Source organism: Salinispora vitiensis, assembly GCF_000378825.1.
In the GTDB taxonomy this organism is placed as follows: Bacteria; Actinomycetota; Actinomycetes; order Mycobacteriales; family Micromonosporaceae; genus Micromonospora; species Micromonospora vitiensis.
This window is the reverse complement of sequence record NZ_KB900388.1, coordinates 69,297-88,430: the sequence shown is the minus strand read 5'-3', so window position 1 is coordinate 88,430 and position 19,134 is coordinate 69,297. Positions and strand designations below refer to the sequence as shown.

Genomic DNA, 19,134 nt, shown 5'->3' with positions numbered 1-19,134 from the left:
GGAATGCCGACGAAACAGCTGAAGGTTGGCCTGCGGGTACGCGATCTCGACCGGTCGTTCGATCTCTACCGACGGCTCGGCTTCCGGCACCTTCCACAGCCCGAGCAGACGAAGCTGCGCTACCTGACCTACGGTCACACCTGGCTCATCCTGTCGGATCTGCACCAGCACGGCTACCACCACGCCGAGCGCGAGCAGCAGACCAGGCAGGGCCCGGTCGGGCTCGGCTTCGTCCTCGTCGTACCGACCGTGGATCTCGACGCGACGTGGCGGCTCTGGCAGGAAGAGGGCCTGACCGTGACCCTCGACCCGGAAGACGTCGGATGGGCGCGCATCTTCTACGGCCTGGACCCGGACGGCTACGAGGTCATGTTCGAGCAGTTCCCCGGCTAGAACCAGGAGACCGCGACCAGTGCGACCTCGCGGCCCCGTAAAGGACATACGGCTGCACGAAGTCCCAGCACTGGCGGCTACGGCGAGTTAGCCAACAGAGTACCTTGCGAGAACCCTGGCAAAGACCCCGTCCGGCACCTACATCAACACCACGTCCTCAATCACGAACCACAGACCATGTATCGAGTATGGCCCTCAATCAAACGCATGTCGCTCGGCATCTTCCCTTGTCCGGTACAGCTCACCCCAGCCGATGACCTCAAGCTCATCACGCCCAATTGGAGTGCGAACAATATCGAATTCGGCGCGCGGTATTGAAATGAAGACAAAACAGGGGAACTCATTCACCGGATCCAAAGAAGCATCCTCATGCCGCGGGACCAAGATCACCGTCTGGATGTCGGAATTCCGATTAAAATCTTGCCCGACCACTGCTGGCGACAGCTGGGCAACTACCGCAGTCTTGCCAGTATCGAACACTAGGAAGCGTTCGAGCCGACACTCACGCACGCGTTCGAATCGAACACTGTCCAGTGAGCTCAGGTAGAGGGTGTCTATGGCCAAGATGCCCCACCTGCCCTGGAATCGCCTCCATAGACTCGATAGATCTTCTGTCCGACCGACGGTACAACGGGACGAGCGCCTGCGCTACTCCCGCCGCCGGCGCTGCCTCCACCGCCAGCAGCGGAGATCGCGCTGGATCGTGCACCGCTGGCTGCCGTTTGTACGGCAGCTTTGCCTCCCATTCCGGAGGGCGACCGCCACTGAGGATCCGAAGGCAGCTCGACCGATGAGGGCGATGCCTGCATCTAGCAGTCCTCCGATAGCGCCTTCAATGGCGCGTCATAGCGTAATCTCACCTGCGAGGCGCCCTCTCGAACCGAGTGATAAAAGCCTGAGAACTCCTATCCTTCCAGTTCAGAGGGCAATTTCTATATCCGGGGTCCTGCCGGGATCACCTTCATCGGTGGATCGAGGCTCAGAGGCTTGCCGGGTCCGGCCAGCTACTGCGACGCTGCCGCGTGCGCACGCCGATGCCCTGACAACCCGCACGGCGTCCTAACACCGGCCCAGTTCCCGTGAATTCGGCGCTGACCACCAGCACCACCGGTGGCCCGGTCGGGGCGGAAAGCAGACCGGACCACAGTCGGCGTACCCGCTGACAGCAGGTCGCGGTGCGTGGTGACAGCATGTCGGGGTGTCCGGGACCGAACCCACCGCCCGCCGGTTGCTGCACCCGCCGGCCGGGTACCGGCTGGCCGCGTCGGTCCGGCCCCTCACCTTCAGCCCGTATGACCCCTGCGCCCGAATCGTCGCCGGGGCGCTCTGGTGGGCCACCCGCACCCCGGACGGACCCGCCACCCTCGCCCTACGCCCCGACGCCGGCCACCTGGTCGCCGAGGGGTACGGCCCCGGCGCCGACTGGGTGGTGCAGCAGGCTGACGCCCTCGCCGGCCTCCGGGACGACCTGACCGGCTTCGCCGAGTTGGCCGCCGCGCACCCGGTGGTGGCCGACCTGGCCGCCCGGCACCGGGGGCTGCGGCTGCCGACCAGCGGCCAGGTCTTTCCCCGGGTGTTCCGGGCCATCCTCGAACAGCGGGTGACCGGCAAGGAGGCGTACCGGGCGTACGCCGCCACGGTCCGCCACTTCCGGGCGGTGGCCCCCGGGCCAATGCAGCCGCTGCTGTTGCCACCGGAGCCGGCGGCGGTGGCGGCCACCCCGTACTGGGCCTTCCACCCCCTCGGGATCGAACAGCGCCGCGCCGACACGTTGCGCCGGGCCGCCGCGGTGGCCGACCGGCTGGAACGGTGCGCCGACTCGGCCGAGGCCACCCGCCGACTCACCGCCGTCCCGGGGATCGGCCCGTGGACCGCGGCCGAGGTGGTCCGCGTCTCGTACGGCGATCCGGACGCGGTGTGCGTCGGTGACTACCACGTACCGAACACGGTGGCCTGGGCCCTCGCCGGCGAGGCGCGCGGCGACGACGCCCGGATGCTGGCCCTACTCGAACCGTTCCGGGGCCACCGGGGTCGGGTCTGCGTCCTGCTCGCGGCGGCCGGCATCACCGCTCCGAAGTTCGGCCCGCGGGCACCGCTGCGTTCGTTCGCGCGCTTCTAGCCCCCCCCGCCGACGTGCAGCGACGCGCCCGAGCCGGCACGACACCCACCCTTCGCGGAATCCAGAAGTAACGATATTTACCAGCTCCGGTAGCTGACTGTCGTCAAGGGACTCGGGCACCATGGGGCCGCGGCGCTGTGGTTGGCTGGGCCGGTGACCGCTCGCCCGCTGATCGCTCCCGCGACCCCGGCCGACGCCGGGGAGATCCTCACCGTCCAGCTCGCCGCGTACCTGGCCGAGGCGCAGCGCTACGCGGACCCGTTCCTGCCGCCGCTCACCGAGACCCTGGACGAGATTCGGGCCGTGCTCGCCGGCCCGCAGACGGTGCTCACCGCCCGGCTGGGCCATCGACTCGTCGGCTCGGTCCGGGTCCGCGTCGATGGCGTCATCGCCGCCATCGGCCGGCTGGCGGTCGCCCCCGACCAGCAGGGTCGGGGCATCGGTGGTCGCCTGTTACGCGCGGTCGAGACGGTGGCGGGCGCGCGGGTGTGTCGGTTCACCCTCTTCACCGGGGCGGAGAGCGTGCAGAGTCGGCGGCTCTACCAGCGCTCCGGCTACCGGTTGGTGGGCCACGACAAGGACCCGAACGGCGTGCCGCTGGCGCTGCTGGAGAAGACGGTGTCGTCCCGCTGCTGAATCCAGGGGCCCCGCGCCCACCCGGGACCAAGGCTGCTGGGCGCCTGGGAAGGGGCAGCCGTGGCTGGTGTTCCTCCCCACGGCTGTCGGCGCCGTCTGGTTGACTGGTCGCCGTGAAGCTGCCGATCAGCCCGCCGGTCGAGCCGATGCTCGCCAAGAGCGTCCCGCGGATCCCGACCGCGACCGGGATGACCTACGAGCCGAAGTGGGACGGCTTCCGGTGCATCGTGTTCCGCGACGGCGGGGAGGTCGAGCTGACTAGCCGGGGCGGCAAGCTGATGACCCGCTACTTCCCCGAGGTGGTCGAGCAGGCCCGCCGGCAGCTGCCCGAACGCTGCGTGGTCGACGGCGAGTTGATCGTGATCCAGCGCGATCGGCCGGGCGGCCAGCCCCGGCTCAACTTCGAGCTGCTGGCCCAGCGCATCCACCCGGCCGCCTCCCGGGTGAATCTGCTCGCCGAGACCACCCCCGCGGATTTCGTGGCGTTCGACCTGCTCGCCCTCGGCGACGAGTCCCTCCTGGCCCAGCCGTACCCACAGCGGCGGTCCCGGCTGGAGGCGGCGTTGGGCGGTGTCGCGCCACCGATGCACGTCACCCAGATCACCACTGACCCGGACACCGCGCGCCGCTGGTTCGACCGGTTCGAGGGGGCGGGGCTGGACGGCCTGATCGCCAAGCCCGCCGACCTGCCGTACGAGCCGGGCAAACGGCTGATGTTCAAGGTCAAGCACAAGCGCACCGTGGATGTCGTGGTGGCGGGCTTCCGCTGGCACAAGTCCGGCCCGGTGGTCGGCTCACTCCTACTCGGGCTCTACGACGACGCGGGCGTCCTGCATCATGTGGGGGTGAGCGCGTCTTTTCCGATGGCCCGCCGGAAGGCGCTGGTGGACGAGTTGGAGCCATACCGGGGAGCCGGCGACGACCATCCCTGGGTGCACGGCGATCACCAGCGCGGTCAGCGCATCCCGGGCGGGGTCAGCCGGTGGACCGGCGCCAAGAACCTGGAGTGGGAGCCGCTGCGACCGGAGCTGGTGGTCGAGGTGAGCTACGACGCGATGGAGGGCGACCGGTTCCGGCACACCGCCCAGTTCGTCCGGTGGCGCCCGGACCGCAAACCAAGTTCCTGCCGTTACGACCAGCTCGACCGTCCGGTCCGGTTCGACGTGGATCAGGTGCTCCGGGGCGACCCAGAGCACGGTGGCCCCACGTCCGGGCCGGCGTAGCCGGCTACCCCGACCCCGAAAGGTCCACCCCGTGGTTCGCAGCCCCGCCCGCCGGTTCGCCCCGGCCGTACTCCTCCTGGCCAGCACGTTTCTCGCCGCCGGCTGCACCCTGCCGGCGCTCGCGCCGCGCACCGAGGCGCAGCCCTCGGGGCCGTCCGGCGCCGGGCCGACCTGGCAGGCCTGTCCCGAGGTGGCCGAGGAGTTGGTGGGGCGTACCGCACCGAGCATGCGCTATGAGTGCACCCGGATCCAGGTTCCCCGGAACTGGGCCGACGGCGCCGCCGCCACCGCTGGCCCGGGCGCCGGGGAGACTTTCGAAATCGCCCTGCTGCGGGCCCGTTCCACGAACCAGCGGGACCGGATCGGCTCGCTGCTGATCAACCCGGGCGGGCCGGGCGGCTCCGGCGTGGACACCGCCGTCTACCTCTCCTTCCCGGCCGCGCTCGGCGGTCTACCCACCGCGGTCACCGACCGCTTCGACATCATCGGCTTCGACCCGCGTGGGGTCGCCCGTTCCAGTCCGGTGAAATGCATCTCGGACGCCAACCTCGACGCCAGTTTCGGCTACGACCCGGACCCGGAGAGCGAAGAGTCCTTCGACGGTCTCGTCGAGTTGAACCAACAGATCGGGCGCGAGTGCGGCGACCGCTACGGCGACCAGCTCGAGCTGTACGGCACGGAGCAGGCGGCCCACGACATCGACGCGATCCGGGCTGCCGTCGGCGACGAGAAGTTGACCTATCTCGGCTACTCGTACGGCACCCTGCTCGGCGCCACCTACGCCCAACTTTATCCAGAGCGGGTGCGGGCGCTGGTGCTGGACGGGGCCGTTGACCCTCGACTGGACCAGGTAGCCGGCTCGGAGAGCCAAGCCAAGGGCTTCGAGCGGGCTTTCGACAACTTCTCCCTGTGGTGCTCCACCAACCCCGACCGCTGCCCGATCGCTCCCGGTGCGCGGGAGGCGGTCACCTCGGCCATCGACAAGGCGCGGGTCTCCCCGGTTCAGGGCGGCGACGGGCGGGAGGCGACTCCGGGGTGGATCTTCTACGCGGTGGTCTCCTCGCTCTACACCGAGGCCGGCTGGGAGCAGCTGGCCCAGGCGATCGACGAGTTGGCGGGCGGGGACGCGACCGGGGTGTTCCAACTCGCCGACGGGTACGCGGGTCGGGAGCCCGACGGCACCTACTCGAACCTGTTCGACGCGAACCTCGCGGTGAACTGCGCCGACGAGGCGGAGAAGCCGAGCCGGGAGCAGATCCGGGAGCTCCAGTCGCAGTGGCGTGAGCAGTACCCGCTGTTCGGCCCGGCGCTCGCGGTCGGCCTGCTCACCTGCACCGAGTGGCCCGGCGGCCAGGACCCGTACCCGACCGGTGCCGCGGATGGGGCGCCGCCGATCCTGGTGGTGGGCACCACGGGGGATCCGGCGACCCCCTACGAGCAGACCCCGGCGCTGGCCGAGATGCTGGGCGTGGGTCGGGTGCTCACCTGGGAGGGCGAGGGGCACACCGCCTATCCGCAGACGGACTGCATCAGCGCGGCGGTTGACGCGTACCTGGTTGACCTGACCGTGCCAGCTGAGGGGAAGAGCTGCCCGCCCCAGTGACCTTGGTCGCGGCCGGGGCGCGCGCCGTTGTGGCACTCTCCCCGGATGAGCGATGTGATCTTCCGGGAGGCGACCCGGGCCGACCTGCCCACCGTGCTCGACCTGCTCGCCGACGACGTGCTGGGGCGCGGCCGGGAGGTGGGGCAGGTTGACGCCCGCTACGAGCAGGCGTTCGCGGCGATCACGGCCGACCCGCGCAACCAGCTCGTCGTCGCCGAGGCCGGCGGCGAGGTGCTGGGCTGCATGCAGCTCACCTACATTCCTGGGCTCAGCCGGCACGGCGCCGAGCGACAGCTGATCGAGTCGGTCCGGGTCCGCTCCGACCAGCGCGGACGAGGGCTGGGCCGGCAGCTGATGGCCTGGGCGGTCGACCAGGCGCGGGCGCGTGGGTGTGCGCTGGTCCAGCTGACGACCGACAAGTCCCGGCAGGAGGCACACCGCTTCTATCTGGGTCTCGGTTTCGTCGCCAGCCACGAGGGCATGAAGCTGCCGCTGTGACGGCTCAGCGGGGGCGGTCGCGGTCCTTGGACGGCTGCACCCGCTTCGGCTCGCCGGGCATCTTGGGGTGTTCCGGCGGGTAGGGCAGGTCGCCCTGACCGTTGGCGGCATCCCGCTCGACCCACTCCAGCAGGGGCGTGAGATCCCACGGGTTGTCGTCGATGCCGGCGTGCGGGTCCCCGCGCTCGGCCAGCCGGGCCGGCACGCTGCGCAGGTCGAAGTCGTCCGGTTCGGCGTCGGCCAGCTCGTCCCAGGCCAGCGGAGCGGAGGCGGTGGCGCGGGCGTTGGCCCGCAGCGAGTAGGCGCACGCGATCGTCCGGTCCCGGGCCATCTGGTTGTAGTCGACGAAGACCCGGGTGCCGCGCTCCTCCTTCCACCACGCGGTGGTGACCAGGTCGGAGCGGCGCCGCTCCAACTCCCGGGCTAGGGCGATGGTCGCCCGACGGACCTCGACGAAGGTCCAGCGCGGCTGGATCCGCAGATAGACGTGCACCCCCCGGCCGCCGGAGGTCTTCGGCCAACCCGGGACACCCAGCTCGGCCAGGATCCCGCGGAGCTCGACCGCCGCTTCCGCCGCGTCGGCGAAGTCGGTGCCGGGCTGCGGGTCGAGGTCGATCCGCAGCTCGTCGGGGTGGTCCGGGTTGCGGGCGCGCACCGGCCACGGGTGAAAGACCACGGTGCCCATCTGGGCTGCCCACGCCACGTGAGCCAGATCAGCCGGGCAGAGCTCGGCCGCCTTCCGGCCGCTGGGGAAGCTGATCTGCGCGGTGCGCAGCCAGGGGGGCACGCCGCGGGCCGGCACCCGCTTCTGGAAGAAGGTCTCCCCCTCGACCCCCTCCGGGAAGCGTTGCAGGGTGGTCGGGCGCTCGCCGAGCGCTCGCATGATGCCCGGGCCGACGGCGAGGTAGTAGTGGAAGACGTCGGCCTTGGTGAAGCCCCGTTGTGGAAAGACCACCCGCTCGGGGCTGCTCAACCGGACGTGATGCCCGGCGACCTCGATCTCTTCGGCTGCGGCCCTCGTGCCACCCATGGCGCGACCATATGCGATGGCTACGACCTTCGACGTACCGTTGGCGGGTGAGTCTTGACGACAGTGAACTGCCCCGCACCGAGGACGAGTGGCGGGTCCGGCTGAGCCCCGAGGAGTTCCGGGTGCTGCGGGAGCACGGCACCGAGGCCCCCGGGATCGGCGAGTACGTGAACACCAAGACCCCGGGGGTCTACCACTGCCGCGCCTGCGACCTGGACCTGTTCCCCAGCGATGCGAAGTTCGACTCGCACTGCGGCTGGCCGAGCTTCGACGACGCCATTCCCGGGCGGGTTCGGGAGATCGAGGACCGGAGTATGGGCATGGTCCGGACGGAGATCCGCTGCGCCCGCTGTGACAGTCACCTGGGGCACGTCTTCACCGGTGAGGGCTTCACCCCGAGGGACACCCGGCACTGTGTGAACTCGGTGTCCCTCCGGCTGAAGCCGCACGACTCCTGACGGCGCCAACCGGAGCGGCTGCTCGGCGTTCGAGAGGGCCGCGACCGGAACGGATACGGCTATCGACTCCAGCGTCGACCAAGGCTCTGGCCCGGGAGGTAGGTCGCTTTGGCCTGGTCGAGCAGGTCAAGCCACCGCAACGTCACGCTGGGCACCGATTGGAACAGGCGATTCCGCGCGGGGAGACGGTTCCTCCTCCGGGCTGGGCCGAGATCGCTTCCCCAAGCTTGACGAGCTGCCGCCCCAGTCGGAGGCGCCAGGCGCGCCGGCGGGCCGCTGTTGCAGGCAGCTGCGTTTTGCCTAGGAGCGCGGCGTGATGCTGCTCGGCGGTAGCGATGAGAAACAACGGATACATACCACCCCTCCGACACTAGTAAAATAGTTTTGCTGGTGTCGAACCGACCGTAGTACCATGCACGCAACCAGTCAAGCCGTTTCAGCGGTGTTGGGGAGAGTTGGTGGAGTACCCGCGCGACCTCGAGCTCGTCGTAGCGTTCGGCGACTCGGTAGACCCGGAGTCCGGGCGAGATGACCTCGGGTCGCCGGCGCGCCTCGGCCACTGGCTGACTGTCCACGGCTTCCCGCAGTCAACCGGCGACCCCAGCGCGGCAGAGCTTGATCTCGCGGTTCAACTCCGGACCGCCCTGCGGAACGAGTTACAGGCCCGCCACGACAGCGACGAGACCGGCATCAGGCGCGCCCGCGCCCAACTGGAAAGTCTTGCCGCGCGCATTCCCCTACGCGCCTCGTTTAGCGGCCATACGGCTCAACTCGTGTCCGTCCACGGTGGCGTGGCCGAAATGCTCGCGAACGTGCTCAGCGCAATAGTCCGCGCCGACCAGGACGGCACGTGGCGACGGATCAAGATCTGTCATGAGGAGACCTGCGGAGAGGTATTCCATGATCGCTCCAAGAACGCGTCGAAGACGTGGTGTTCAATGAGTGTCTGCGGCAACCGCAACAAGACCAGGTCGTACCGCGACCGTCGGCGCAAGGACACCCGCCCAGCCGTGGAGTGAACAGCCCCACCATCCGGACGAGCGTGACACCCGCCAGTCGCCCGCGTGCACCAAGGCCGACCGTCCGCACCTGGTTTACCGATTCCGGTTGCCGGCCCGGAGTGGATGGTTAACGCTTACCTCAGGAATCCGTACTTTGGGGGAATAGCATGGCGACCTGTGAGGTCTGCGAGAACGATTACTGGTTGACGTTTGAGGTTCGTACGATCAGCGGTGACGTGCACACCTTCGACAGCTTCGAGTGCGCCGCGCACAAGCTGGCTCCGATCTGCGAACAATGCCAGGTCAAGATCGTAGGCCACGGCGTCGAGGTCTCCGGCCGCTTCTTCTGCTGCGCGAACTGTGCCCGGGTCAAGGAGGGAACCGAGGGCGCCCAGGTCCGCGACTCGGTCGGAGCCCGACCCTCCTGAGCGGACGGGGCCAGCAGGGCAGGGCCGGATAGTCACTCCAGGTAGCGGTTTCGGGGCGGAACCAGCCGTGGGGGCGTTCGGGACGCCGATGTTAGCGAGCGGTAAGAAGACTCGGTGCCGCAGCGGGCTAACATCCGGACATGCGCACCATGACCCGGTCAATCCCGATCGCACTGACCATCGTTCTGGCGCTCTCCGCCTGCGGGAGCTCCGAGGACACCGCCGCGGGTGACGAGCCCACCCCCGCCCCGACGACCGCGTCTGCCAGTGCGCCCGCCGGCGCCGCGGCGAGCCCGACCGGCGAGCCGACAGCCGAGGTGCCGCAGACCCTCGACTTCACCGCCCGCACCATCGACGGCGACACGTTCACGGGGGCCAGCCTCGCCGGCAAGCCCACCGTTTTCTGGTTCTGGGCCGCCTGGTGCCCCACGTGCCGGGGTGAGGCCGGCTCAGTGGCGGCCGTACAGCAGGAGAACACCGACCGGGTGAACGTGGTCGGGGTGGCCGGGCTCGGCAGCGGTGACGACGCGATGCGCCGGTTCGCTCAGGACACCGGCATCGAGGGCTTCCCGCAGCTGGCCGACGACGCGGGCGAGGTGTGGCAGCGCTTCGAGGTGGTCTCGCAGCAGTACTACGTGCTGCTGGACTCCACCGGCAAGGTCGTCCACAAGGGTTCGCTCTCCGAGGCCGACCTACGCGAGCGGGTCGCGGAGCTGACCTGACATGGTTGACGCCCCCTACGGTCTCGCGCTCGGCGCCGGGCTGCTCGCCGCCGTCAACCCGTGCGGCTTCGCGTTACTGCCGGCGTACCTGTCGATGCTGGTACTGGGGGACGGCCCGGCGGACGGCCGCGGGCCACTCGCGCCGGTGGGTCGGGCGTTGGCCCTGACCGCCGCCATGACCCTCGGCTTCGTCGCCGTCTTCGGTGGGTTCGGGCTCCTCGCCGGGCCCGCCGCCGACGCCCTGGCCAGCCGCCTGCCCTGGGTGTCGGTCGCGATCGGGCTCGCCCTGGTCGCCACCGGCGGCTGGCTCGTCGCCGGCCGGGCGCTACCGACCTTCGCCCCCCGGATCGCCAACGGTCCCGAGGTCCGGCGCAGCTTCGGATCGATGATCCTCTTCGGTGCGGCCTACGCGATCGCCTCCCTCGGCTGCACCATCGGGCCGTTCCTGGCCGTGGTGGTCGCCGGGTTCCGGGCGGGCAGCCCGCTCGCCGGGGTCGGGCTCTTCGTCGCGTACGCGGTCGGGATGGGGCTGATGGTCGGCGCCGCCGCGCTCGCGGTCGCGCTGGCCCGGGAGTCTCTGGTCCGGCGGACCCGACGGGCCGGGCCGCTGCTCGGCCGCATCGCCGGCCTGCTCCTGGTGCTGACCGGTGGCTACGTCGCCTGGTACGGCTGGTACGAGATCCGGCTCTTCGCCGGCGGCGACGTTAACGACCCGGTGATCGACGCGGCCGGTCGGGTGCAGACCACGATCAGCGGGTGGGTGGACGGTCTGGGCCCGTGGACGATCGGGGCCGCGGTCGCCGCGCTGCTCGCGGCGGCGGTCGCCGGCACGCTGCTTCGCCGACGGCGCTCCGCCGCCCGGCAGCCGGCGTCGGCGTCGGCGTCGGCGTCGGCGTCGGCGTCGGCGTCGGCGTCGGCGGGCGACCTACCATCGCAGGATGCCGCCCACCACTGAACTCCGGACCGCCTCCTTCGCCGACCTGTCCGCCCGCACCTTCCACGACCTGCTCCGGCTACGCGTGGACGTGTTCGTGGTGGAGCAGGAGTGCCCGTACCCGGAGCTGGACGGCCGGGACGTGGAGCCGGGCACCCGCCATCTCTGGCTGGAGCAAGCCGGGACGCCGGTGGCGTACCTGCGGATCCTGGCCGGTCCGGGCGGGCGGCGACAGATCGGACGGGTGGTGGTGGCGAAGGAGGCGCGCGGCGCGGGGTACGCGGGCCGGCTGATGACCGCGGCCCTCGTGGAGGTCGGCGAACGCCCGTGCACCCTGGAAGCCCAGTCACAGCTGGTCGACTTCTACACCCGACACGGGTTCACGGTCACCGGGCCGGAGTACCTCGAGGACGGCATTCTGCACACGCCGATGCGCCGGGACACACCGGCGGCTTAGCACACCGGGGCGCAGGAGCACACCGGGGCGGTGTAGAACACCGCGGATCGCTACCGGGCCGGGGCCCGGGATCACGGCCCGGTAGCGAAGGTGTCGCGGCAGTGCCGGACCAGTCGATCGAGGGCTGGGCTCTTCGTACCGCCCCAGACCAGGGCCAGCAGGGCCGGCTCGGCGAGGTCGACGATCGGCAGCGCGATCAGGCGGCCGTGGTGGTCCCGCGTCATGGACTCGGCGAGGACGGCCACGCCCAGCCCACGGGCGGCGAGGTCGGCGATGGCGTCCGCGGCGCTGGCCTGGACGCTGATGGTCGGCCGGACGTGGTGCCGGGCGCAGGCCCGGTCCAGGACGGTACGGATGCCGGTGCCCTCGGGCATGCACACCAGTGGGTGGTCGGCGAGGTCGGCCACGGTCACTGCCGCTTTCCGGGCGAGGAGATGCCCGGGCGGGACGAGGGCGACGAGTGGTTCGCTGATGATCGTGAGGGAGTTCGAGCCGGCCGGCACGGGATCGGCGGTGCCGATGAGAGCGAGGTCGACAGCACCGGCCTGGACGTCCCGGAGGAGCCGGGCCGAGTGGTGCTCGAGCAGGGTGATCTCCACACCGGGGTGCGCGTGGTGAAACGCCGCCAGGGCGTCGAAGAACGGGGTGATCGTGCACCCGATGACCATGCCGACGGTGAGCCGACCGCGGATGAGTCCGACCACGTCGCCGACCGCCTGCTTCATCGCGTCAGAACAGGCGAGCGCGGCCCGGGCGTGTTCGAGCGCGGCCCGGCCGGCTTCGGTGAGGCTCGCCCTTCGGGTGGAGCGGTCGATGAGGGTGGCGCCGAGTTCGCGTTCGAGCTCGCGGATCTGGGCACTCACTCCGGGCTGGCTGATCCGTACCCGCTCGGCGGCCCGGGTGAAGCTGGCCTCCTCGGCGACGGCGACGAAGTATTCCAGCTGCCGCAATTCCATAACGAGAGATTCTAGCTCTCATAAAAATCATCTGTTGGACTTCTGATGTCACCGCGGGCAGGCTTGGTTCCGGAGGCAGGCGCCGGAAGAAACGCTTCGCTCCGCCGGAAACATCGAGAGGAACACCCATGTCGAACCGGACGAAAGCCATGCAGCCCGAGGACCTCACCCGGCTGTTCGTCGAACGCTCCAACGCCGGCGACGCCGCGGGCGTCGCCGCACTCTACGAACCGGACGCGGTCATGGCCTACCCACCCGGCCACCAGACCGTCGGGCGCGCGGCGATCCAGACCCGGTGGGAGCAGGTACTCGCCAACCGGCCACACTTCACCCCGGAAGCGCCGCTGCCCACGCTGGTCTGCGGCGACCTCGCCCTCACCTCGACGCCGCCGAGCGACGGCGCGGGCGCTCGGGCACAGGTCGTCCGCCGCCAACCCGACGGGTCCTGGCTACGGGTGCTCGACCAGCCGGAGTTCACCACACCGACCTCGGCATGACTCCCCCGAACGCCCTACCCACACCCAGCGATCAGCCGAGGCCCCTCGGCTGCCAGAGCGGCGGAGCCGGCCGGGCCACCGCCGGGTGGGGCGGGCGGCACGGTCAGGGCAGGCTGGCGATGATGTCGGCGATCGTGCGGCGCCGGCCGGTGTAGAACGGGATCTCCTCCCGGACGTGCCGGCGGGCGCGGGAGGCCCGCAGGTCCCGCATCAGGTCAACGATGCGGTGCAGCTCGTCGGCTTCGAAGGCGAGCAACCACTCGTAGTCGCCGAGGGCGAACGAGGAGACCGTGTTGGCCCGCACGTCGGGGTAGCCGCGGGCCATCCCGCCGTGCTCGGCCAGCAGCTCCCGCCGCTCCGCGTCCGGCAGCAGATACCACTCGTACGAGCGGACGAAGGGGTACACGCAGAGATAGTCCCGGGCCTGCTCACCAGCGAGGAACGCCGGGATGTGGCTCTTGTTGAACTCCGCCGGCCGGTGTAGCCCGAGCTGGGACCAGACCGGGGTCAGCGAACGCCCCAGCGTGGTACGCCGGAACCGCAGGTACGCGTCCTGGAGCGCGTCACTCGACGAGGAGTGCCACCAGATCATCAGATCGGCGTCGGCGCGCAGCCCGGCCACGTCGTACGTGCCCCGGATGGTCACGTCCTCGCCGGCCAGTTCGTCGAAGAAGGCGGTCGCCTCCGCGGTGACGTTCTCGCGTAGTGACGGCAGGGCGTGGTTCGCCCGATACACCGACCACATGGTGTATCGGATCGTCGCGTTCAGCTCGTTCAGCCGGGCCGCGTTGGTCTGCTCGGTCATGTCCCGGAACCCTTCAATGCAGTGATGATCTCGTCGGCCGCCGCCGTGCCGGAACGGATACAGACCGGAATCCCGACGCCGTCGTAGCCGGCTCCCGCCAGCGCGAGGGTTGGCCGCTGTGCCCGCAGCGTCGCCCGCGCCGACGCCACCCGCTCCAAGTGGCCCGGCGCGTACTGCGGCAGCGACCCACCCCAGCGCTGCACGTGGGTGGCGATGGGGGTGGGCAGCTCGGCACCGAGCACCGCCGACAGTTCCCGGTACACGGTGTCGACGAGCTCCCCGTCCGGGCGCTGCAGCTGCGCCTCGTCCCCGTACCGGCCGATCGAGGCGCGGACCAGGGTCAACCCGTCGGGCCGGCGCAGGTGCCCCCACTTCGTGGTGAAGAAGGTGGACGCCTTCATCAGCAGCCCCTCGCCGGCCGGGACCAGGAGGCCGGAGAGCCCGGGCAGCTCCGTCGCCGGCAACGCGAGGGTAACCAGGGCGATGCTGGCGTAGGCGAGGTCACCGACGTTCTCGGCGGCAGCCGGGGCGACATCGGCGAGCAGCCGCCCCGCCGGCCGGGCCGGCACGGCCAGCACCACGGCGTCGGCGTGGACCTGCTCCGCGTCACCGTTCGGGCCGACGGTCAGGTGCCAGCCGGCGCCGGCCGGGGTCAGCGCCCGGACCGTCGCGTTCCGCCGGATCGTGGCGCCGCTGGTCGACGCGGCGGCCTCGACCAGGGTACTGAGGCCACCGGCCAGGGTGCCGAAGAACGGCGTACCGGGTGACCGCGGCGCCGCCGCCTGCGCCGCGCGGACCGCGCCGACCAGGGTGTGTTCGATCCGGGCGGTTCGGGCCAGCGCGGGCATCGTGGCGGCCAGGGAGAGGTCGTTGGCGCGGCCGGCGTAGACGCCGCCGAGCATCGGCTCCACCAACCGGTCGACGACCTCGCCACCCAGTCGGGCCCGAACCAACTCGCCCACCGTGACGTCCGCGTCGGGGGGAAGTAACGGCCGACCGGTGTCCACATCGGCCTCCGCGGTCGGGTGGGCCACCGCCGCCACCGCCGCGAGATCACCGGGTACGCCGATCAGCGTGCCTCGGGGCAACGGATGCAGCTCACCGTCGACTAGGAGCGCCGCCTGCCCGACGGTGGGGTGCACGATGTCGTCGGCCAACCCCACCCGGCGGATCAGGGTCACCGCCGCCGATTCCCCGCCGGTGCCGTCGCGCATCAGGAACGCTTCCGCGCCGAACTCCACCGGAGCGCCGGCCAGTTCGCCGGTGCGCAGCTTGCCACCGAGGGAGTCGCTGCGCTCGTAGACCGTCACCTCGGTGTCGGCGGGAGCGTGGTCCCTCAGCTGGACGGCGGCGGCGAGGCCGGCGATGCCACCGCCGACCACCGCGATCCGCCATGGTGTCGCCATGCCACTCAGCTCCTTCCGCTTTCCCGAGCGGTCAACTCGTGGACCAGGGCCACCAGCCGGGTCAGGACGTCGGGGTCGGTCTCCGGTAGCACCCCGTGGCCGAGGTTGAAGATGTGTCCGGGGGCGGCACGCCCCTGCGCCAGCACCCGCCGGACCTCGGCCTCAAGCACCGGCCACGGGGCGAACAGCAGGCACGGATCCAGGTTTCCCTGCACCGCCCGCTGCGGGCCGACCCGACGGGTGGCGACATCCAGCGGCGTACGCCAGTCCACGCCGACCACGTCCGCGCCGGCCTCGCCCATCGCGGTTAGTAGCTCGCCGGTGCCCACCCCGAAGTGGATCCGGGGAACGCCCGCGTCGGCGAGGCCGGCGAGGACCGTCTGGGAGTGCGGCAGCACGTACTGGCGGTAGTCGGCCTCGGAGAGGGCGCCGGCCCAGGAGTCGAAGAGCTGCACGGCGGAGACGCCGGCGTCAATCTGCACCTTCAGGAACGCCAGCGCCACCTCGGCGAGCCGGCCGGCCAGGGCATGCCACAGGTCCGGGTCGCCGTACATCAGGGCCTTGGTCTTCGTGTGGTTACGCGACGGGCCCCCCTCGACGAGGTAGCTGGCGAGGGTGAACGGGGCGCCGGCGAAGCCGATCAGCGGGGTCGCACCCAGCTCACTAACCAGCATCCGGACCGCTTCGTCCACATACTGAACATCGTCGCGGGTGATCGGCCGGATCCGCTCCACATCCGCAGCAGCGGTGACGGGATCGGTCACCACCGGGCCGGTGCCCGGGACGATGTCCAACGCCACCCCGGCGGCGGCGACCGGCACCACGATGTCACTGAAGAGGATCGCCGCGTCAACCCCGTGCCGGCGCACCGGCTGGAGAGTGATCTCGGTAATCAGTTCTGGCCGGCGACAGGACTCCAACATCGCCACGTTCGCCCGGATCTTCCGGTACTCCGGCAGGGAGCGGCCCGCCTGCCGCATGAACCAGACCGGAGTGTGCGGGCCGGGCTCGCGCCGGCACGCACGAACGAAGGGGGAATCGGCCGGATCACCGGGGCGCGGCCCCTCGTCTCGGGCGGCGGCGCCCGTGGTCTCGGTGCTCATCGTGGCCCATCGTGCCACGCCGCCCGCCCCGTCCCGTCGTCACCGTCACATCGTGTGATCCGCGCCGGCAAAACGGCATTCGGGTCCGGACGCGGCCGCCCAGCCGTCCCGATTCCCGGCGTGCCGCCGAATCGGCTGGCCCGGGGACCCTTACGCTTCAGTAATGACCCCCCCGACCGCGTTCCCGGAGACGTTCGCCCGCGCGGTTGACGGGCTGCGATCGGCCGCCACCCGGACCGAGATCCAGCTGGAAGAGGTCGGCGCACCCCAACGGCTGGCCCCCTTCGCCTTCGCCCTCGCCGCGACCGTCCTCCGGGACGACGACGAGGTGGCGAACGGACGTCTGATCCTCCTCCACGACCCCGCCGGGCACGAGGCGTGGCAGGGCACGCTCCGACTGGTTACGTACGTCACTGCCGAGCTTGAGGTGGATCTGGCCGCCGACCCGCTCCTGCCAGAGGTGGGTTGGGCCTGGCTGACGGACGCCCTCAGGGTGCGAAACGCCCGGCACCGGGCGATCGGGGGGACGGTCACGCAGACCATGTCCACCCGGTTCGGTGGTCTGGCTGGGCCACCGGCGGCCGGCGACGTCGAGATCCGGGCATCCTGGACGCCGGTGGACGACGCGCTCGTGCCGCATCTGCACGCCTGGTGCACCCTGCTCGCCTCGACCGCCGGCCTCCCGCCGCCCGGAGTGACGGCGCTCCCCGAGCGCCGCCCCGCCGGCACGACCCTGAGCGCCGCACCGCCGGCACGACCCTGAGCGCCGGGGCGCGCCCGGTCAGAGATAGTCGTCGGCCTCTGCACACACCTCTTCCAGGCCCTCGTTGGCCTCCTCGAAGGCCTCCGCATCGCCGAACGCCGCCGCGGTGAGCGCGGTGTTGAGCTTGTCCAGGCAGCTGGCGATAACCTCCTTCTGCCGGGCCTGCTCGTCCCGGTCGTTCTGGGTACCGGTGAGATCCTGTTGGGTACGCGCCAGCGTCTCCTGAGCCCGTTGCAGGTCGACCTTGACCTGCTCCAACTCGACGCTGGTCGCCTCGATGGTCACGTCCTGCTCGCTGATCCGCTCTTCCGCCCGGTTCAGATCACCAGTGGTATTCACGAACAGACCGGTCATCACCCCACCAGTGAGGAACAGCAGTCCCGCCACCACGGCCAGAATCACCGTCGCCCGAGCCGGCCGCACACCGCCAGCAGCCGTACCAAACGGCGGGCCCGACATCGGCGGACCCGACGTCGGCGGCGGACCCGACATCATCGGCGGGGCCGCCATCGGCTGCTCGACCGGGGCGTCGACGGTCGGGAACGGCATGGTGCTGTCCATGGGCGCGGCCGACGGGGCCGGGGTGGCGGCAGGGTCGCCGGTTGGCTGCCCCGGCACAGCCGGCTGCGACGAAGCTGGAACCGGCTGCCCCGGCACTGCGGGCGCTGGAACCGGCTGCCCCGGCACGGTGGGCTCCGACGCAGCTCCAGTCGGCTCGATCGGGGGATAGGACATGACTCCTCCTGTGGAGCAGTTCGGGCAGTTCACCCGCCGGTTAGGGCAGAGCGAACTGATCTGGAACAAGGCACCGGAACGGGGTTAGCAGATCTCGAAACCGTCGCAGGCGGTGGCGATCGGCACAGCGAGGCTGATCCCCTCGGCATCCCACGCCTTGGCGGTGGCGATCCCGACCACCTGCTGTTCGTCGTTGATGACGGGGCCGCCCGAGTTACCCGGGTTAATCGGCGCATCGAACTGAATAAACGGCGGATCACCCCCCTTGGCCTCACGAAACGCGCTCACCACACCGGTGGTGACGCTGTCCTCGAGGCCGAGGGGTGCGCCCACAACGACGATCGGCTGACCGGACTTGACCGCGGTCGGGGCGGCGACCAGCCCGGTAAAGGTGCTGGTCGTCCGAAGCTGGGCCAGGTCGTTGGCCTCGTCAACCTCGACGATGGTGGCCGGGAAGCGCTGGTCGGTGCGCTCCAGGAAGACCTGCCGGTCCCCGTCCTCCCAGACCTCTTCGACCACGTGGAAGTTGGTGAAGAGATTGGTGCCGCCATCGGCGGCCGGTTCACCGACGGCGAACGCGCTGCCGGTGTACTGCCCGGCGCGGATCCGAAACACGCTGGGCAACACGGCAGCGGCGATCCCCTCCGGGTCGAACGCAGCACCGATCGCCGACTCCAGCTCCCGCGCCCGCGCCTCCAACTCGTCGAGCCGGGCCTGGCTCTCCTGCTGCCCGGCGCCCAGCCGCCGATCGGTGTCGGCGAGTTGGCCGGTGAGCTGATGGATCTGGTACGCCTGAACACCGGTCACTGCGAGCAACGCCGCGACGACCAGCAGCACGGCCACCCGTCCGAACAGGGCAAGCCGCCGAGACGCCGGGGCGGGAGCCGGCTGGGCACTGGGCCAGCGCCCGGTTGGACCGCCAGGAGGGGGCACGAACGGTGGTGGAACGCCCGGCCCGAAAGCCGACGGTTGGGTGGGACCAGACGCGACCGAGCCGCCGTACGGTGAGACCGCCGGAGGCGGAACCGGAGGAGCCGCGGCAGGAACCGGGGCCGCCGGAGGAACCGCGGCAACCGGGACCGCCGGAGGAACCGGGGCCGCCGGAGGAACCGGGGCCCCGAATGCCGCGCTGGACCGGCCGGGCTGGAGCGGCGGGGACCAGGTGGTTCCAGGCGTGGACTCGCCTCCCACCTCGGATAATCCCTCACCCATATTCATGATTGCCGTGCCCTCCCCGCGCCGATACCGTTGCCGCCCGGTGGCAACCGCCGGCCTTGACCGCTAACTGTTCGACCGCTACGAATGTTGTGGTCTACGACCGTATCCGGCACGCACATCCTTTGTCTGCTCGGATTACTCAACCGAAA

General features: G+C 70.7%; 22 protein-coding genes. 14 read left to right on the top strand and 8 right to left on the bottom strand.

The genetic code is table 11. The annotated features are described in order from the left end of the window. Positions 1-3 precede the first annotated feature (3 nt). Entirely contained in the window at positions 4-393 is a 390-nt protein-coding gene (locus SALPAC2_RS0100415) for a VOC family protein (RefSeq protein WP_018214662.1), read from the top strand. Positions 394-588: 195 nt separating this feature from the next. Here SALPAC2_RS0100415 and SALPAC2_RS27140 read toward each other — a convergent pair whose 3' ends face one another. Next, positions 589-957 (bottom strand): hypothetical protein, encoded by a 369-nt coding sequence (locus SALPAC2_RS27140; protein WP_162561269.1) that lies wholly within the window; start codon positions 955-957, stop codon positions 589-591. Between the two features lie 634 nt (positions 958-1,591). Between SALPAC2_RS27140 and SALPAC2_RS0100410 the strand changes: the two genes are divergently transcribed. The 5 genes from SALPAC2_RS0100410 (at position 1,592) to SALPAC2_RS0100390 (ending at position 6,472) form a co-directional block, all read left to right on the top strand. Then, on the top strand, positions 1,592-2,512 hold the full coding sequence (locus tag SALPAC2_RS0100410) for a DNA-3-methyladenine glycosylase family protein (protein WP_018214661.1): 921 nt from the start codon (positions 1,592-1,594) through the stop codon (positions 2,510-2,512). Between the two features lie 153 nt (positions 2,513-2,665). Continuing rightward, entirely contained in the window at positions 2,666-3,148 is a 483-nt protein-coding gene (locus SALPAC2_RS0100405) for a GNAT family N-acetyltransferase (protein ID WP_018214660.1), read from the top strand. A gap of 113 nt (positions 3,149-3,261) precedes the next feature. Beyond that, a complete protein-coding gene (locus SALPAC2_RS0100400) occupies positions 3,262-4,371 on the top strand; it encodes an ATP-dependent DNA ligase (RefSeq protein ID WP_018214659.1) in 1,110 nt (369 codons plus the stop codon). 31 nt (positions 4,372-4,402) lie between these two features. After that, entirely contained in the window at positions 4,403-5,974 is a 1,572-nt protein-coding gene (locus SALPAC2_RS0100395) for an alpha/beta hydrolase (protein WP_018214658.1), read from the top strand. A gap of 45 nt (positions 5,975-6,019) precedes the next feature. Beyond that, entirely contained in the window at positions 6,020-6,472 is a 453-nt protein-coding gene (locus tag SALPAC2_RS0100390) for a GNAT family N-acetyltransferase (protein WP_026184257.1), read from the top strand. Between the two features lie 4 nt (positions 6,473-6,476). On the opposite strand, the gene ligD is transcribed toward SALPAC2_RS0100390, so the two are convergent. Further along, positions 6,477-7,502: a non-homologous end-joining DNA ligase gene (gene ligD, locus SALPAC2_RS0100385; protein WP_018214656.1), complete on the bottom strand. Its 1,026-nt coding sequence runs from the start codon at positions 7,500-7,502 to the stop codon at positions 6,477-6,479. A 47-nt stretch (positions 7,503-7,549) separates the two neighbouring features. Between ligD and msrB the strand changes: the two genes are divergently transcribed. The 6 genes from msrB (at position 7,550) to SALPAC2_RS0100355 (ending at position 11,502) form a co-directional block, all read left to right on the top strand. Continuing rightward, positions 7,550-7,960 (top strand): peptide-methionine (R)-S-oxide reductase MsrB, encoded by a 411-nt coding sequence (msrB, locus tag SALPAC2_RS0100380; RefSeq protein WP_018214655.1) that lies wholly within the window; start codon positions 7,550-7,552, stop codon positions 7,958-7,960. Positions 7,961-8,418: 458 nt separating this feature from the next. Beyond that, positions 8,419-8,979 carry a CGNR zinc finger domain-containing protein gene (locus SALPAC2_RS0100375; RefSeq protein WP_018214654.1) on the top strand — a complete coding sequence of 187 codons (561 nt, stop codon included), beginning with the start codon at positions 8,419-8,421 and terminating at the stop codon, positions 8,977-8,979. A 149-nt stretch (positions 8,980-9,128) separates the two neighbouring features. Next, entirely contained in the window at positions 9,129-9,389 is a 261-nt protein-coding gene (locus SALPAC2_RS0100370) for a hypothetical protein (RefSeq protein ID WP_018214653.1), read from the top strand. A 140-nt stretch (positions 9,390-9,529) separates the two neighbouring features. Further along, a complete protein-coding gene (locus SALPAC2_RS0100365; protein ID WP_018214652.1) occupies positions 9,530-10,111 on the top strand; it encodes a TlpA family protein disulfide reductase in 582 nt (193 codons plus the stop codon). Between the two features lies 1 nt (position 10,112). Beyond that, the gene (locus SALPAC2_RS0100360; protein WP_018214651.1) at positions 10,113-11,066 is read left to right on the top strand and encodes a cytochrome c biogenesis CcdA family protein; all 954 of its coding nucleotides are present in this window, start codon (positions 10,113-10,115) and stop codon (positions 11,064-11,066) included. Beyond that, the gene (locus tag SALPAC2_RS0100355) at positions 11,050-11,502 is read left to right on the top strand and encodes a GNAT family N-acetyltransferase (protein WP_018214650.1); all 453 of its coding nucleotides are present in this window, start codon (positions 11,050-11,052) and stop codon (positions 11,500-11,502) included. Before SALPAC2_RS0100360 ends, SALPAC2_RS0100355 begins: the two co-directional genes overlap by 17 nt. Positions 11,503-11,573: 71 nt before the next feature. On the opposite strand, the gene SALPAC2_RS0100350 is transcribed toward SALPAC2_RS0100355, so the two are convergent. Next, entirely contained in the window at positions 11,574-12,458 is an 885-nt protein-coding gene (locus SALPAC2_RS0100350) for a LysR family transcriptional regulator (protein ID WP_018214649.1), read from the bottom strand. A 149-nt stretch (positions 12,459-12,607) separates the two neighbouring features. Between SALPAC2_RS0100350 and SALPAC2_RS0100345 the strand changes: the two genes are divergently transcribed. Next, on the top strand, positions 12,608-12,955 hold the full coding sequence (locus SALPAC2_RS0100345; RefSeq protein WP_026184256.1) for a YybH family protein: 348 nt from the start codon (positions 12,608-12,610) through the stop codon (positions 12,953-12,955). Between the two features lie 103 nt (positions 12,956-13,058). Here the strand turns inward: SALPAC2_RS0100345 and hemQ are convergent, their stop codons facing one another. The 3 genes from hemQ to hemE are packed head-to-tail and all read right to left on the bottom strand — an operon-like array spanning position 13,059 to position 16,269. Beyond that, positions 13,059-13,760, bottom strand: coding sequence for a hydrogen peroxide-dependent heme synthase (gene hemQ / locus SALPAC2_RS0100340; RefSeq protein WP_018214647.1), 702 nt, complete (start codon positions 13,758-13,760; stop codon positions 13,059-13,061). Continuing rightward, positions 13,757-15,166, bottom strand: coding sequence for a protoporphyrinogen oxidase (gene hemG, locus SALPAC2_RS0100335; protein ID WP_018214646.1), 1,410 nt, complete (start codon positions 15,164-15,166; stop codon positions 13,757-13,759). The genes hemQ and hemG overlap by 4 nt, the downstream gene beginning before the upstream one ends. Positions 15,167-15,171: 5 nt before the next feature. Continuing rightward, entirely contained in the window at positions 15,172-16,269 is a 1,098-nt protein-coding gene (gene hemE / locus SALPAC2_RS0100330) for a uroporphyrinogen decarboxylase (RefSeq protein ID WP_018214645.1), read from the bottom strand. 163 nt (positions 16,270-16,432) lie between these two features. On the opposite strand from hemE, the gene SALPAC2_RS0100325 reads away from it, so the two are divergent. Beyond that, positions 16,433-17,032, top strand: a complete 600-nt coding sequence (locus SALPAC2_RS0100325; protein ID WP_018214644.1) for a DUF3000 domain-containing protein — start codon at positions 16,433-16,435, stop codon at positions 17,030-17,032. A gap of 18 nt (positions 17,033-17,050) precedes the next feature. Here the strand turns inward: SALPAC2_RS0100325 and SALPAC2_RS0100320 are convergent, their stop codons facing one another. Both SALPAC2_RS0100320 and SALPAC2_RS0100315 read right to left on the bottom strand, forming a co-directional pair. Then, positions 17,051-17,581, bottom strand: coding sequence for a hypothetical protein (locus SALPAC2_RS0100320; RefSeq protein ID WP_026184255.1), 531 nt, complete (start codon positions 17,579-17,581; stop codon positions 17,051-17,053). 270 nt (positions 17,582-17,851) lie between these two features. Next, positions 17,852-18,985, bottom strand: a complete 1,134-nt coding sequence (locus SALPAC2_RS0100315) for a S1C family serine protease (protein ID WP_080636837.1) — start codon at positions 18,983-18,985, stop codon at positions 17,852-17,854. Positions 18,986-19,134: the final 149 nt, after the last annotated feature.